Raw genomic sequence first — 13826 nt, 5'->3', positions numbered from 1 at the left:
CGCCTCAGCGCAGCGCGGGGACCACCTCGTTCTCGAAGAGCTCGATGCCCGAGCGGTCGTAGGCGGCCTCGGCGAAGTACGTGATCGCGTAGGTCATGCCCAGCTTCTCGAGAGCCTGCAGCTTCTCGACGATCTGCTCCGGCGTGCCGACGAGCGGGCCGTTGCGGAAGTTCTCCGCCTCCTGGGCGGCCTTGGCGGGCACCGTGTTGCTGTAGTGCTCCTCGATCCAGGCGATCCGGTCGTCGACCTCGGCCTCGGTCGACCCGATGACCACGTTGTAGTTCGACGACCGGGTGATCTCCTCGAACGGCCGGCCGATGGCGTCGCAGTGGCCGCGCAGGATCTGCGACTTGTGCGCGAAGCCCTCCGGGGAGCCGTCGAAGTTGGTGTACGACGCGTGCTCGGCCGCGATGCGCAGGGTCTTCTTCTCGCCGCCTCCGGCGATCCACAGCGGCGGCCCGTCGACCTGCAGGGGGAGCGGGGACAGCTGCGCGCCCGAGACCTTGTAGTGCTCGCCGTCGAGGGTCGCGGTGCCGTTGGTCCACATCTGCTTGAAGATCTGCACGCCCTCGTCGAGCATCGCGATCCGGGTGCCGGCCGACGGGAAGCCGTACCCGTAGGCGAGCCACTCGTGCTCGTACCAGCCGGCGCCGATGCCCATCTCGACGCGGCCGCCCGAGATGATGTCCGCCGTCGTCGCGACCTTGGCCAGGTAGGCGGGGTTGCGGTAGGCCATGCAGGTGCACATCTGGCCGAGGCGGACGCGGCTGGTCGACGCCGCGAACGCGCTGATCAGGCTCCATGCCTCGTGGGTGGCCTCGCCGTTGGGCTCGGGCACCGCGTGGAAGTGGTCGTAGACCCAGATGGAGTCGTAGGCGTCGCCCTCGTCGGCGTGCGTGGCCAGCCCGTTCATGGTCTGCCAGTGCTCGCGCGGGTCGATGCCGGTGAGGTCCTGCCGCCAGCCCTGAGGGATGAAGAGTCCGAAGCGCATGACCGGCACGTTACCTGCGCCGCGGCCGTGCTGCCGGACGTCGGTCGAATCGATCCGGCCGGTTCGAGGGTGGGCATGCGCCCCGGCGACCCACCAGGATGGGACGCGTGCAGCAGACCTGGACCTCAGCGCAGGTGAGAGCTGCCGAGCAGCCGTTGCTGGCCGCCGGTGAGCCGCTCATGGACCGTGCGGCGTTCGCGCTGCACGTGCACGTGGCCGCCTCTCTCGTCGGCCTGCGCGGTCGGGTGGCCGGGGCGCGCGTCGTGGTGCTGGCCGGCTCGGGCAACAACGGGGGCGACGCCCTGTACGCCGGCGCGCTGCTGGCCCGCCGCGGGGTGCAGGTGCTCGCCGTCCTGACGTCGGCACGGGCGCACGAGGGGGGCCTGGCCGCGCTGCGGGCCTCCGGCGGCCGGGCGGAGCCCGTGGGTGGCGGCTCGGCGGCGCTCGCGGCCGGCGCGGACCTGGTGCTCGACGGGCTGCTGGGCATCGGCGCCGACGGGTCGGGTCTGCGTGGTCCGGCGGCGGAGCTGGTCGCGGGGCTGCTCGCGCTCGGACGGCCGTACGTCGTGGCGGTCGATGTCCCCTCGGGGCTCGGCGTCGACGACGGCCGGGTCGACGGGGTGGTGCTCGACGCCGACCTCACGGTGACGTTCGGAGCGCTCAAGCCCGGCCTGCTGCTGGCGCCGCGGACCGCCGGCCGGGTCGAGCTGGTCGAGCTCGGGCTCGAGCCGGACGGAGCGCCCGGCGTCGTCCGCCTCGAGCCGTCCGACGTCCGCGACCTGTGGCCGGTGCCCGCTCCGGACGCGCACAAGTACACCCGGGGCGTCGTCGGTGTGGTCGCCGGGTCGCGGGCCTATCAAGGGGCGGCCGTGCTGACCACCAGCGCCGCCGTGCGGGCCGGCGTCGGCATGGTCCGGTACCTCGGGGACGTCGGCGACGTGGTCGCGGCGGCGCACCCGGAGGTCGTCGTCGGCAACGGCCGGGTGCAGGCGTGGGTGTTCGGGCCGGGGGTCTCGCCGGACGACGCGGGGCAGCGGCGGCGCATCGGGTACGCGTTCGAGCATGTGCTGTCGCGCGGGGAGGCCGCCGTGGTCGATGCCGGCGCGCTCGAGCTGCTGCCCCCGCACATCGGCCCGCACGCGGTGATCACCCCGCACGCGGGCGAGCTCGCCCGGCTGCTGAGTGCGCGCGGCGACCAGGTCGAGCGGCCGCAGGTCGAGGCGGAGCCGCTGCGCTGGGCCCGGCGCGCGCACGAGCTCACCGGGGCGACCGTGCTGCTCAAGGGGCCGGTGACGGTGGTCGCGGGCGCGCAGGGCGCCGCGTACGCACAGTCCGACGCCCCCGCCTGGCTGTCGACGGCGGGGGCCGGGGACGTGCTCGCCGGCCTGCTCGGGGCGCTGCTGGCGGGCCGTGTCGACGCCGTCCACGACGACCCGTCGCTGGCGGCCGCGCTCGCGGCCACCGCGGCGCTCGTGCACGGTCGCGCCGCGCACCGGGCAAACCCAGGAGGTCCGATCGGCGCGCGCGACGTCGCCGACGCGCTGCCCGGCGCGATCGCGGAGCTGCTCGACGCATGACGCTGCCGCCCGACCTCGTCGCGCGGGTCGAGGCCCTCGCGCGCGGCCCCCGCCGGATCCTCGGGATCGCCGGTGCCCCCGGGGCCGGCAAGTCGACCGTCGCCGCGCAGGTCGTCGCCGTCGCCGGGCCGCGGGCCGTCGTCGTGCCGATGGACGGGTTCCATCTCGCGCAGACCGAGCTGGAGCGGATCGGGCGCGCGGACCGCAAGGGTGCCCCCGACACGTTCGACGCCGACGGGTTCGTCGCGCTGCTGACCCGCCTCCGGCAGCCCGAGCGGACCGTGTACGCCCCCGAGTACCGCCGCGACCTGCGCAATCCTGTGGCCGGAGCGATCGCCGTGCCGCCCGAGGTGACGCTCGTCGTGGTCGAGGGGAACTACCTGCTGCTCGACGACGACGGCTTCGGCCCGGTGGCCGGCCTGCTCGACGAGTCGTGGTTCCTCGCGCCCGACGACGGTGTGCGCCTGGACCGGCTGGTCGCGCGGCACGAGGCGTTCGGCAAGTCGCCGGAGGCCGCCCGCGCGTGGTCGCACGGTCCCGACGAGAACAACGCCCGGCTCGTCGCCGCGACCGCCGACCGGGCCGACGTCGTCGTGCGGATCGGGTGACCGACGGTGCGAGACTTGGCGCCGTGAGCTCGTACCCCGCGCGTGCCGTCGTCGACCTCGCGGCCGTCCGCGCCAACGTCCGGTCGCTCGCCGCGCACGCCCCGACCGCGCAGGTGCTCGCCGTGGTGAAGGCCGACGGCTACGGGCACGGGCTGGTGCCGACGGCGTCGGCCGCGGTCGCCGGCGGTGCCACCTGGCTCGGCACGGCGCAGGTCGAGGAGGCCCTGGCGCTGCGGCGCGCCGGGATCGTCGGACCCCGCGTCCTGACGTGGCTCTACGCGCCCGGCGCGCCCCTGCGCGAGGCGGTCGACGCCGACATCGACGTCTCGGTGTCGGCGCCGTGGGCACTCGAGGAGCTCGCCGCGGCAGCGCGCGCCACCGGCCGGCCCGCCCGGGCCCACCTCAAGGTCGACACGGGTCTGGGGCGCAACGGGCTGACGCCCGACGACCTCGCGTCGATCCTGCCGGAGGTCCTGCGCCTGCACGCCGAGGGCGCCGTGCAGGTGGTCGGGCTGTGGAGCCACCTGGCCTTCGCCGACGAGCCGGAGCACCCCACCGTGAAGCTCCAGGCCGAGGTGTTCGCCGACGCGCTGCGCACGGTCGAGGGCGCCGGGATCTCGCTCGAGGTCCGGCACCTGGCCAACTCCGCGGCCACGCTGACCGCCCCCGCCATGCACTACGACCTGGTGCGGCCCGGGATCGCCGTCTACGGGTTGTCCCCGGTGCCGCAGCTCGGGGGGCCGGGCGACTTCGGGCTGGTGCCGGCCATGACGCTCGAGGCGTCGCTGGCGAACGTCAAGGCGGTGCCCGGCGGGCACGGCGTCTCCTACGCGCACCAGTACGTCACGCCGCACGACACCGTGCTCGGCCTGGTGCCGCTCGGGTACTCCGACGGGATCCCGCGCCACGCGTCCGGCACCCAGGAACGCCCCGGCGGGCCCGTGCGCGTGGGCGGTCGCACGCTCGGCGTGGCCGGCCGCGTGTGCATGGACCAGGTCGTCCTGGACCTCGGGCCCGGCGCGCTCGAGCAGGCCGGCGACCGGGTCGAGCTGTTCGGCACCGGGCTCGACGGCGGACCGACCGCGCAGGACTGGGCGGACGTCGCCGGGACCATCTCCTACGAGATCGTCACGCGCATCGGGTCGCGGGTGCCTCGGGTGCACGTGGACACGGAGGTCGACCGATGATCGTCACCGTCACGCTCCCCGACGCCGACGCCACGCGCGCGTACGGCCGGGCGCTCGCGGACGTCCTGCGGGCCGGCGACCTCGTGGTGCTCACGGGCGACCTCGGGGCGGGCAAGACGACCCTCACGCAGGGGATCGGCGCGGGACTCCGCGTCCGGGGGCAGGTGGCGTCGCCGACGTTCATCATCGCGCGCGAGCACCCGCCCCTCGTGCGCGAGGACGGCCGCCGCGGACCCACGCTCGTGCACGTGGACGCCTATCGGCTGGGTTCGCTCGACGAGGTCGACGCGCTCGACCTCGACGCGAGCCTCGACGAGTCCGTCACCGTGGTCGAGTGGGGCGAGGGCTGGGTCGAGTCGCTGGCGCAGGACCGCCTCGAGGTCACGCTGCAGCGGCCGCGCGGGGGAGCCCTCGGCGACGACGACCTGGACGACGCCGCCGCGGGCGAGCGTGTGGTCACCGTGCGGGCCGTGGGCGCACGCTGGGCGGACGTCGCGTTGCCCGATGCCGACCCGGTGGCAGGCTGAGACCGTGCCCGTCCTCGCCCTCGACACCTCCGCCGCCGTCGCCGTGGCCCTCACCGACGACGCCGGCGTGATCCTCGCGCAGCGCTCGGACGAGCAGCAGCGCCACCACGCGGAGCTGCTCACGCCGATGATCGCCGCCGTCCTGGCCGACGCCGGCGTCGACCGCCGGGACCTGTCGTCCGTGGTCGTCGGCACCGGTCCCGCACCGTTCACCGGGCTGCGCGTCGGGCTGGTCACCGCGCGGACGCTGGCCCTGGCGCTCGGCATCCCCGTGCTGGGCGTGCCCAGCCTCGATGCCGTCGCGGCGCGTGCGTCGCGCGTGCTGCCCGCCGGCACCGACGTCCTCGTCGCCACCGATGCGCGGCGCCGGGAGGTGTACTGGGCCCTGTACCGTCTGGTCGACGAGGGGCGGATCGAGGTGCTGGCCGGACCCGAGGTCGCCGCGGCGGCCGACGTCGCCGCGGATCCGCGCAGCTCGGGGGCACCCGTGATCGGCCGCGGCGGGCTGTTGTACGCCGACGTGCTCGCCCCACGTACAGAGGTGCAGGACCCCGGCGCCGGGTTCCTGGTCGTGCCGCCGGCCACGGAGGTCGCCCCCGACCTGGCAGCGGCCGGCCTGCTCGACCCCGACCCCGCCGAGCTCGCCCGGCTCGCGCTGACCCGCTCCGCGGCGGGCGCCGTGCTGGACACCGAGCCGCTCTACCTGCGCCGGCCCGACGCGGTCCCCCAGGCCGCGCGCAAGCGCGTGCTCGGATGACCCAGCAGCCCGACGACGTGCTCGTCCGTGCCCTGGGCCCGGCGGACCTGCCCGACCTCGAGCGTATGGAGATCGAGCTGTTCGGGGCGGCCGCCTGGTCGCCGGAGAGCCTCGCCTCGGAGATCAGCGGCGACGGGCGCTGGTACGTCGGCGTGGTGGTCGGCGGCACGCTGGCGGGGTACGCGGGCCTGTGGTTCGACGGGTTCGACGCCCAGGTGATGACCATCGGCACCGACGAGCGGTTCCAGGGCCGCGGGCTCGGGCGCCGGATGCTCGAGAACCTGCTCGACCGCGCCCGCACGCTGGGCGCCGCCGTGGTGCTGCTCGAGGTGCGGGTGGACAACGACCCGGCCATCCACCTGTACGAGAGCGTGGGGTTCGAGAAGCTGGGCATGCGCCGGGCGTACTACCAGCCGGGCAACATCGACGCGTGGACCATGCGACTGGACCTGCGAGGGGGCAACGGGTGACCAGAGAGACCGTGATAGTCGACGCCGAGGCGCTGGCGGCCGCGCTGGCGAGCGGTGAGCCGCCCGTCCTCCTCGACGTCCGCTGGGCGCTGGGACAGGCGGACGGGCACGAGCGGTACCTCGCCGGGCACCTGCCCGGGGCCGTGTTCGTCGACCTCGACACCGAGCTCGCCGCGCCCGCGACGCCGCAGGACGGCCGGCACCCGCTGCCGGACCTGGCGGAGCTCGAGGCGTCGGCCCGCCGCTGGGGCGTGTCGGGGGACCGGCCGGTGGTCGCGTACGACGCCGTCGGCGGCATGTCCGCGGCGCGGGTCTGGTGGCTGCTGCGGTGGGCCGGGCTCACCGACGTCCGGCTCCTCGACGGCGGCCTGGCGGCGTGGGAGGCGGCCGGGTTCCCCCTCGAGGCCGGGTCGGTGACGCCGGAACCGGGCGACGTGGTGCTGGTGCCGGGGGCGCTGCCGACGATCGACACGGACGAGGCGGCCGGCTGGACCGGGGCGTTGCTCGACGCCCGCGCGGCCGAGCGGTTCACCGGCGACGTCGAACCCGTCGACCCGCGCGCAGGGCACATCCCGGGCGCGCTCTCGGTTCCCACGGCAGGGAACGTCGGCGCCGACGGCACCTTCCTGGCGGACGAGGAGCTTCGGGCGCGGTTCGCGGGGATCGAGCGGCCGGTCGCCGTGTACTGCGGGTCCGGGGTGACCGCCGCGCACGAGATCGCGGCGCTCGCGTCGGTCGGCATCGAGGCGGCGCTGTACCCGGGCTCGTGGTCGCAGTGGTCGAACGACCCGTCGCGCCCGGCGGCCGTCGGCCGGTAGCGGGCACGCGAACGGCCGTGCCCCTCGAGGGGCACGGCCGTCGGCAGTGGTGCGTCAGACGCTGAGCGATGCCTGCGTGTAGTTCAGGCGCTCGGCGCGGGCGCGGTGCGTGCCGGTGCCCTCGACGTGCCCGATGTTGACGACGAAGAGCGACTTCCAGCCGTTCCCGGCGAAGAACTCCTGGTCGATGCCCTCGGCGTCCATGCCGCCCATCGGGGCGGCGGCCAGGCCCGCGGCGCGCAGGCCGACGATGAGGTAGCCGGCCTGGATCAGGGCGTTGGTGCGGGCCATGGTCTCGCGCTGCTCGGGCTGGCCCTCGAGCGCGCCGGCCAGGGCGGTCATGTGCGGCGCGAGCGTCGGGATGTGGGCGTGGAAGCCGGTGTCGGCCGCGAGCACGAGCGACACGGGGGCGGCCAGGACGCGGTCGCGGTTGCCCTCGGCCATGTGCGCGGCGAGGCGCTGGCGGGCCTCCGGCGTGCGCACGACGAGCAGGCGCAGCGGGATGATGTTGAGGGCCGTCGGGCCCCACTTGACCAGGTCGTAGACGGCGGCGATCTGCTCGTCGCTGACCTCGTCGGGGGTGAACGCGGCGGCGGTGCGCGCCTCGCGGAACAGAAGGTCGGCGACGTCGTCGGCAACAGCCAGGCCGGGCGTCGGGAAGTCGAGGCCATCCAGGACGGTCGTGTCAGTGGTCATGTCTTGTTGAAGCGTCAACTATCCAGGGTTGTTCCGGGCAGCGGGGTGGCGGTGGTCACAGTCCGCGGCCCACCTATCCTGGTGGGCATGGCAGACCCTCTCGTGCTCGGGATCGAGACCTCTTGCGACGAGACGGGCGTCGCCCTCGTGCGCGGCTTCGACCTGCTGGTCGACACGGTCGCCAGCTCGGTCGACGAGCACGCGCGGTTCGGCGGGATCATCCCGGAGATCGCGTCGCGGGCGCACCTCGAGGCCATGGTGCCGACGATCGAGCGGGCGCTGGCCACCGCCGACGTCTCGCTCGGCGAGGTCGACGCGATCGCGGTCACCGCCGGCCCGGGGCTCGTCGGCCCCCTGACGGTGGGCGCGTCGGCGGCGAAGGCCCTCGCCCTCGCGCTCGACAAGCCGCTCTACGGCGTCAACCACGTGATCGGCCACGCGGTCGTCGACGAGCTGGTCGACGGCGCGTTCCCCGAGCGGGTCATGGCGCTGGTGGTCTCGGGCGGCCACTCGTCCCTGCTGCTCATCGACGACACGGTGAACATCACCGAGCTCGGCTCGACGCTGGACGACGCGGCGGGCGAGGCGTTCGACAAGGTCGGCCGGCTGCTCGGGCTCCCGTACCCCGGCGGCCCGCACATCGATCGGCTCGCGCGCGAGGGCGACCCCACCGCGATCCGCTTCCCGCGGGGCCTGACCGCAGCCAAGGACCAGGCCGCGCACGCCGCCGACTTCTCGTTCTCCGGCCTCAAGACGGCCGTCGCCCGGTGGGTCGAGGCCCGGCAGGACGCCGGCCTGGAGGTGCCGCTGCCCGACGTCGCCGCATCGTTCGCGGAGGCCGTGGCCGACGTGCTGACCGCGAAGACGATCGCCGCCTGCCGCGCCCACGGCGTCGAGACCCTGGTGGTCGGCGGCGGCTTCTCCGCGAACTCGCAGCTGCGGGACATGGCCGCGAAGCGCTGCGCCGAGGCCGGGATCGAGCTCCGCATCCCCCCGATCCGCTACTGCACCGACAACGGGGCCATGATCGCGGCTCTCGGCTCCGCGGTCGTGCGCCGCGGCCTCCCGCCGTCGTCGCTCGACCTGCCGGTCGACTCGTCGATGCCGCTGACGACCGTGCTGGTCTGAGGACTGCTCGGTCGGGCGGGGCGACCACGACGGTCTAGCGGGGCGACCACGACGGTCTAGAGGGGTCGCCCGGCCTTCATCTCGGCGACGAGCGAGCGGACGACGGCGTCGAGCTCGCCCGCATGCCGCCGGGCGACCGCGCGCTGGCGCTGGTAGGACGCGCCCCGGCGCAGGATCACGCGCACCTGCTCGAGCTCGGCGGCGCAGCCCAGCCGCTCGGCGACCGGGGCCAGGTCGACCAGCCAGCGGCCGACGGCGTCGGTGACCAGCTCCTCGTCGCCGGCCGCGTTCGTGATGATGATCGCGTCCATGCCGTAGCGGGCCGAGCGCCACTTGTTCTCCTGCGCGAACCACGGCGGCAGCGTGGGCAGCGTCTCGCCGCGGTCGAGCATGGTCGAGAAGTGCTCGACGAAGCAGTGCGTGAGCGCCGAGATCGCCGCGACCTCGAGAAGGTTGGAGGCGCCGTCGGCGATCCGCATCTCCAGGGTGCCGAACCGGGGAGACGGACGGACGTCCCAGCGGACCTCGTCGAACTGGTCGATCACGCCGGTGTGCAGCATGTCGCCCACGTACTGCTCGAGCTGCGACCACTCCTCGAAGCCGAACGGCAGCCCGGCGGTCGGCAGCTGCTGGAAGAGGAGCGCGCGGTTGGACGCGTAGCCCGTGTCCTTGCCGCCCCAGAACGGGGACGACGCCGACAACGACTGGATGTGCGCGAACACCGTGAGCATCGCCCTCGAGATCGGCAGGACCTTGTCGCGGTCCTCGATGCCGACGTGCACGTGCACGCCGTAGATGAGCATCTGCCGGCCCCACCACTGCGTGCGGTCGATGAGGGTGGCATACCGCTGCTTGTCGGTGACCTTCTGCTGCGCCCAGTGCGCGAACGGGTGCGTGGCGCCGCCCATGAGCTCGATGCGCAGGGGAGAGGCGACCGCGCTCACCTCGTCGAGGGCGCGCTGGAGGTCGGCGGTCGCCTCGGCGATGGTCCGGCTCTTGTTCGACCGGATCTCCACGGTGTTGAGCAGCAGCTCCTGGGTGATCAGCGGGTGCTCGGACCCGTCCGCGGGTCGGACCGCCGCCAGCACCGCCTCGGCGGCCTGGCGCAGGTCGCCGGAGTCGGCGTCGACCAGCCCGACCTCCCACTCGATCCCGACGGTCGAGCGCTCGGACTGCGCGAACGGCAGCGGCACCGGGGCGGCCATCAGGCGGGCTCCACCACGAGCACCTGCTGGCTGCCGGCGACGCGCGTGAGGATGATCGTGCCCGTCGCGGTGCCCCGCAGGTCGAGCTGGCGGCGCAGCTGCTCGGGCACCACGGCGGTGCCGCGCTTCTTGATGGTGAGCTTTCCCACGTCGCGACCTCGCAGGTAGGTCCGGAGCCGCTTGAGGCCGAACGGCATGGTGTCGAGCACCCGGTACGCGGTCGCGGCCGGCACCGGCACCAGCGCGTCCGACGTCACGTACGCGATGGTGGGGTCGACGAGCCGGCCGCGCACCTGGGCCGCGATCTCGCCGACCAGCCCCGCGCGGATCACGGCGCCGTCGGGCTCGTAGAGGTAGCCGCCCACGGGCCCGGTCGGCGGCCGCTCGTCGGAGGTCTGCTCCACCACGTGCGCCTCGCCCGCGCGCAGGACCAGCGCGGAGCGGCCCGGCCCCTCCGGGGCGAGCGGACCGAACCAGAGCCCGACCTCGACCACGTCGCCGTCGACCGAGACCCACTGCGCGTGGGCGTCGCCGGGCAGAGCCGTGTGGGGGATGCCCGGGCCGAGCTTGAGCCCGAGCGCGGGCACCCGCTCGCGGACGGCGAGGACCGCGTCGAGCGACGGCTCGTACGCGGCCGGGTCGAACACCCGGCTGCCCGAGGAGGTCCGGCGTGCGGGGTCCGCGTAGACCCCGTCGACACCCTCGGCCTCGAGGTCCAGCGCGAGCCCGTCGCCGTGCCGCACGTGCGCGTCGGGGAAGTGCCGCAGGTTCACGGTCGCGATCGCGGCGGTCGCCTCGTCCACGTCGGTGGCCAGCACGCTCAGACCGATGCCGGCGAAGGCCATGGCGTCCGCGCCGATGCCGCTGGTGAGGTCCGCGACCAGGGTGCTGCCCGCGTCCCGGTACCGGCGGGCGTGGTGGGCGGCGACGGAGAGGCGCGTGGCCTGCTCGAGGCCGGCCGCGGTGAAGAGCATGCCGTCCGCGAACGTGCCGAACTTGGCGGCGGCCTTGGCGCGCAGGCGCGACTGGGTGAGAGCGGCGGCGACGAGCGCGGGGTCGATGCCCTCGTCGCGCAGGCGCTCGGACAGGGCCATCGTGCGGGACTCGTCGTACGGCGGCAGCGCCGACAGCAGGGCCCAGCCCGCGGGGCTGAGCAGCTGGGCGATGCCGTCGCGGTCCATGCCCGCGATCCTCGCACGCAGCGACCCTCCCGGGGGGTGATCCGGACGGCTTGCTGGCACTCGCCTTGACCGAGTGCTAACCGGTTCCTAGAGTGAGTGGCTGGCACTCTCCCGGTGAGTGTGCCAGCTGTGCTCCAGGCCGCGGCACCCGCGACGACGTGGCCCGACAGCGCGCACGAACCTCAGAGAACTACTCACATGCGAAGGGGAGGTCCGCTGTGTCGGTCTCCATCAAGCCCCTCGAGGACCGGATCGTCGTCAAGACGCTCGAGGCAGAGACGACGACCGCTTCCGGTCTCGTCATCCCGGACAGCGCCAAGGAGAAGCCCCAGGAGGGCGAGGTCCTGGCGGTCGGTCCCGGCCGTGTCGACGACAACGGCAACCGGATCCCGCTCGACGTCGCCGTCGGCGACAAGGTCATCTACTCGAAGTACGGCGGCACCGAGGTCAAGTACTCGGGCGAGGAGTTCCTCATCCTCTCGGCCCGCGACATCCTCGCGATCGTCGTCAAGTGATCGCCGGGGCGCACTAGCCGCCCCGCACGCAGCAGGGCCCTCACGGCGACGCCGTGGGGGCCCTGCTCGTTCATGGGCGTCCGCTTCCTGGACGTCCGCCTTCTAGACGTCCGCGCAGCCCAGCGGCTCCGCCGCCGTGACGGTGTCCGGGCAGACCTGGTGGATCCAGCCCTGCACGCCCCACTCGTCCTGGGTGCTGTCGACGAACAGCTCGAGGCCGTCGATGCCCGGACCCACGCGGTAGTAGGTGGTGAGGGGGTCGCCCTCCGTGCTCAGGGCGGTCACGACGAGCTCGGCGCCGTCAGCCGTCGCCGCGTCGTCGAGGCAGGCCCACGCGTCGTCGCCGACCGTCCTGCCCTGGTCGACCTGGACCGTGCCGCAGGAGGGCAGCTCGGTGCGCTCGGTGAACGATGCCGGCGCACTCCCGCCCTGGCACGCCGAGAGGGCGAGCGCCACCCCGAGCGCGATCGCCGCCGTCCGTCGGCCTCGGTCCATACCCGGACTGTGTCCCCGACGGGGCAGATCTTGCGCGGCACACGGAAGAGCCCTCCCCTCGTCGTGCCGAGGGGAGGGCTCTGCTCGTGGGAGCTGTGATCGTGGGTGCTGGAGTCAGCCGACCCGGCTGGCGCGGCCGCGCTGGGCGAGGATCGCGGCGCGCTCGTCCTCGGACAGCCCGCCCCACACGCCGTAGGGCTCCCGGACGGCCAGCGACTGCTCGCGGCACTCCTTGATGACCGGGCACGTGGCGCAGATCGCCTTGGCGGCCTCGGCGCGGCGACGGCGTGCGGAGCCCCGCTCGCCCTCGGGGTGGAAGAAGAGGTCCTGGTCCTCGTCGCGGCAGGCTCCGTCGAACTGCCACTCCCACAGGTCCATCACCGGTCCGGGAAGGCGCGAGATCTCGGCCATGAGTTCCTCCTCAGTCGATCCGTCGCGTGGCCGCGATGGCGGCTGCGCCGGGAAGTCGTGAACACGGGAAGCCCGCGATGTCTACGGGGTGACGCGTTGGAGAGGACGTTACAACCGCGCCAGAAGTTGTTCAAGACCGTGTCACACATTCGTGTGATGACGCGATTGCGGGTGAAGCCGCAGGTCGGCGTGTCGTCGTGCGACACGCCAGGGCGGGCCGATTCGACGTGGCCTGGCAGAATCGCGCCATGGTGACGCGCGAGGACGACGAACCGGCGGGACCGCCGACGCCCGCCCTCGCCGTCGCCGCGGTGGCCCGACGGCTGGGCGTCGCCCCCGCCACGCTGCGCACCTGGGACCGTCGGTACGGGCTCGGTCCGTCGGAGCACTCCGCGGGCGCGCACCGCCGGTACTCGGCCGTCGACGTGGAACGTCTGCTGGTGATGCGCCGGCTCACGCTCGACGGCGTCGCGCCCGCCGAGTCCGCCCGCATCGCGCTCGCGACCGACGTCGCCGCCGGCCCGGCCGCGGATGCCCTGGACGGCGAGTCGACGCCGACCGCCGTCGTGGACGCCGCGCTCGCGGGGGACGTGGACCGGTGCCACCGCCTGCTCGCTCTCGACGGCCGGGGTGACGTCGTGCAGTGGTGGACTGCCCTGGTCGAGCCCGTGCTCGCCGCTCTGGCCCGCCGGACCGTGGTGGACCCGCCCGGGGTCGACGCGGTCGCCGCGGTGCACGCCGGCGTGCTCGCGGCCCTGCGGCAGCGCCTCGCGCCCCTGGCAGGTGCCCGGCGGCCCGTGGTCCTCGTGCTCGTCGCCCCGCGCGAACCCCGGCCGCTCGTCGCGCACGCCCTGGCCGGCGCGCTCGCGGCGGAGGGGGTGGATGCCCGGATCGTCGGCGGTCCCGTCGGCGCCCACCACGCCGTCGAGCTCGCGGCCATGACCCGGGCGAAGGCCGTCGTGACGCTGGGGGAGCGGGTCGACGCGGACCTCGAGGTGGTGGAGCGGCTCGCCGGCGAGCAGCCCCACCTGCCGCAGTTCGTGATGGTCCCCGACGCCGCTGCGCACGCCGTCCCGCTGGACCGCTCGGTGCACCGGGCGCGCACCTTCACCGGCCTGCTGCACGAGGTGCTCGCAGTTGCGACCGCGGCTGTCGAGCGCTGAACGGACGAATCGCCGCCGCCGAGTGGGGGAGACATTCCGCTCAGGAGGCGCACAGCCGGACGAAGCCCCGTCCGGAGTGGGTGGGGTTCGCCACTGC

At 74.4% G+C, this 13826-nt stretch carries 16 protein-coding genes; 10 read left to right on the top strand and 6 right to left on the bottom strand.

Annotation, left to right across the window (positions count from 1 at the left end):
• Positions 1-4: 4 nt before the first annotated feature.
• A complete protein-coding gene (locus tag AC1DWH_RS19275) occupies positions 5-991 on the bottom strand; it encodes an LLM class F420-dependent oxidoreductase (RefSeq protein WP_456847254.1) in 987 nt (328 codons plus the stop codon).
• Positions 992-1089: 98 nt separating this feature from the next.
• On the opposite strand from AC1DWH_RS19275, the gene AC1DWH_RS19270 reads away from it, so the two are divergent.
• From AC1DWH_RS19270 to AC1DWH_RS19240, 7 genes are read left to right on the top strand one after another with little or no spacing between them, the layout of a single operon-like run.
• On the top strand, positions 1090-2568 hold the full coding sequence (locus AC1DWH_RS19270) for an NAD(P)H-hydrate epimerase (RefSeq protein ID WP_477095043.1): 1479 nt from the start codon (positions 1090-1092) through the stop codon (positions 2566-2568).
• The gene (locus AC1DWH_RS19265; RefSeq protein ID WP_456845892.1) at positions 2565-3176 is read left to right on the top strand and encodes a nucleoside/nucleotide kinase family protein; all 612 of its coding nucleotides are present in this window, start codon (positions 2565-2567) and stop codon (positions 3174-3176) included. The genes AC1DWH_RS19270 and AC1DWH_RS19265 overlap by 4 nt, the downstream gene beginning before the upstream one ends.
• 23 nt (positions 3177-3199) lie before the next feature.
• Entirely contained in the window at positions 3200-4363 is a 1164-nt protein-coding gene (gene alr, locus AC1DWH_RS19260; RefSeq protein ID WP_477095042.1) for an alanine racemase, read from the top strand.
• A complete protein-coding gene (gene tsaE / locus AC1DWH_RS19255) occupies positions 4360-4890 on the top strand; it encodes a tRNA (adenosine(37)-N6)-threonylcarbamoyltransferase complex ATPase subunit type 1 TsaE (RefSeq protein ID WP_477095041.1) in 531 nt (176 codons plus the stop codon). The genes alr and tsaE overlap by 4 nt, the downstream gene beginning before the upstream one ends.
• Before the next feature lie 4 nt (positions 4891-4894).
• Entirely contained in the window at positions 4895-5647 is a 753-nt protein-coding gene (gene tsaB / locus AC1DWH_RS19250) for a tRNA (adenosine(37)-N6)-threonylcarbamoyltransferase complex dimerization subunit type 1 TsaB (protein ID WP_477095040.1), read from the top strand.
• On the top strand, positions 5644-6117 hold the full coding sequence (gene rimI / locus AC1DWH_RS19245; RefSeq protein ID WP_477095039.1) for a ribosomal protein S18-alanine N-acetyltransferase: 474 nt from the start codon (positions 5644-5646) through the stop codon (positions 6115-6117). Before tsaB ends, rimI begins: the two co-directional genes overlap by 4 nt.
• Complete coding sequence (locus tag AC1DWH_RS19240) at positions 6114-6935, top strand: sulfurtransferase (RefSeq protein WP_477095038.1); 822 nt, start codon at positions 6114-6116, stop codon at positions 6933-6935. Before rimI ends, AC1DWH_RS19240 begins: the two co-directional genes overlap by 4 nt.
• Before the next feature lie 54 nt (positions 6936-6989).
• Here the strand turns inward: AC1DWH_RS19240 and AC1DWH_RS19235 are convergent, their stop codons facing one another.
• Positions 6990-7631, bottom strand: a complete 642-nt coding sequence (locus tag AC1DWH_RS19235; RefSeq protein ID WP_477095037.1) for a malonic semialdehyde reductase — start codon at positions 7629-7631, stop codon at positions 6990-6992.
• 87 nt (positions 7632-7718) lie between these two features.
• On the opposite strand from AC1DWH_RS19235, the gene tsaD reads away from it, so the two are divergent.
• Positions 7719-8759 (top strand): tRNA (adenosine(37)-N6)-threonylcarbamoyltransferase complex transferase subunit TsaD, encoded by a 1041-nt coding sequence (gene tsaD, locus AC1DWH_RS19230; protein ID WP_477095036.1) that lies wholly within the window; start codon positions 7719-7721, stop codon positions 8757-8759.
• A gap of 56 nt (positions 8760-8815) precedes the next feature.
• On the opposite strand, the gene AC1DWH_RS19225 is transcribed toward tsaD, so the two are convergent.
• Both AC1DWH_RS19225 and AC1DWH_RS19220 read right to left on the bottom strand, forming a co-directional pair.
• Positions 8816-9964 carry a glutamate--cysteine ligase gene (locus AC1DWH_RS19225; RefSeq protein ID WP_477095035.1) on the bottom strand — a complete coding sequence of 383 codons (1149 nt, stop codon included), beginning with the start codon at positions 9962-9964 and terminating at the stop codon, positions 8816-8818.
• A complete protein-coding gene (locus tag AC1DWH_RS19220; RefSeq protein WP_477095034.1) occupies positions 9964-11145 on the bottom strand; it encodes a class I SAM-dependent methyltransferase in 1182 nt (393 codons plus the stop codon). The genes AC1DWH_RS19225 and AC1DWH_RS19220 overlap by 1 nt, the downstream gene beginning before the upstream one ends.
• A 218-nt stretch (positions 11146-11363) precedes the next feature.
• Between AC1DWH_RS19220 and groES the strand changes: the two genes are divergently transcribed.
• Positions 11364-11660: a co-chaperone GroES gene (gene groES, locus AC1DWH_RS19215; RefSeq protein ID WP_456845902.1), complete on the top strand. Its 297-nt coding sequence runs from the start codon at positions 11364-11366 to the stop codon at positions 11658-11660.
• 102 nt (positions 11661-11762) lie between these two features.
• On the opposite strand, the gene AC1DWH_RS19210 is transcribed toward groES, so the two are convergent.
• Both AC1DWH_RS19210 and AC1DWH_RS19205 read right to left on the bottom strand, forming a co-directional pair.
• Positions 11763-12155, bottom strand: a complete 393-nt coding sequence (locus tag AC1DWH_RS19210) for a hypothetical protein (protein ID WP_477095033.1) — start codon at positions 12153-12155, stop codon at positions 11763-11765.
• Positions 12156-12269: 114 nt separating this feature from the next.
• Positions 12270-12566: a WhiB family transcriptional regulator gene (locus AC1DWH_RS19205; protein ID WP_456845904.1), complete on the bottom strand. Its 297-nt coding sequence runs from the start codon at positions 12564-12566 to the stop codon at positions 12270-12272.
• Between the two features lie 248 nt (positions 12567-12814).
• Here AC1DWH_RS19205 and AC1DWH_RS19200 point away from each other — a divergent pair, with 248 nt between their 5' ends.
• Positions 12815-13729, top strand: coding sequence for a MerR family transcriptional regulator (locus AC1DWH_RS19200; RefSeq protein WP_477095032.1), 915 nt, complete (start codon positions 12815-12817; stop codon positions 13727-13729).
• Positions 13730-13826: the final 97 nt, after the last annotated feature.

This window comes from Cellulomonas sp. P2_F12 (assembly GCF_056403775.1).
This window is presented reverse-complemented; position numbering and strand designations above follow the sequence as displayed.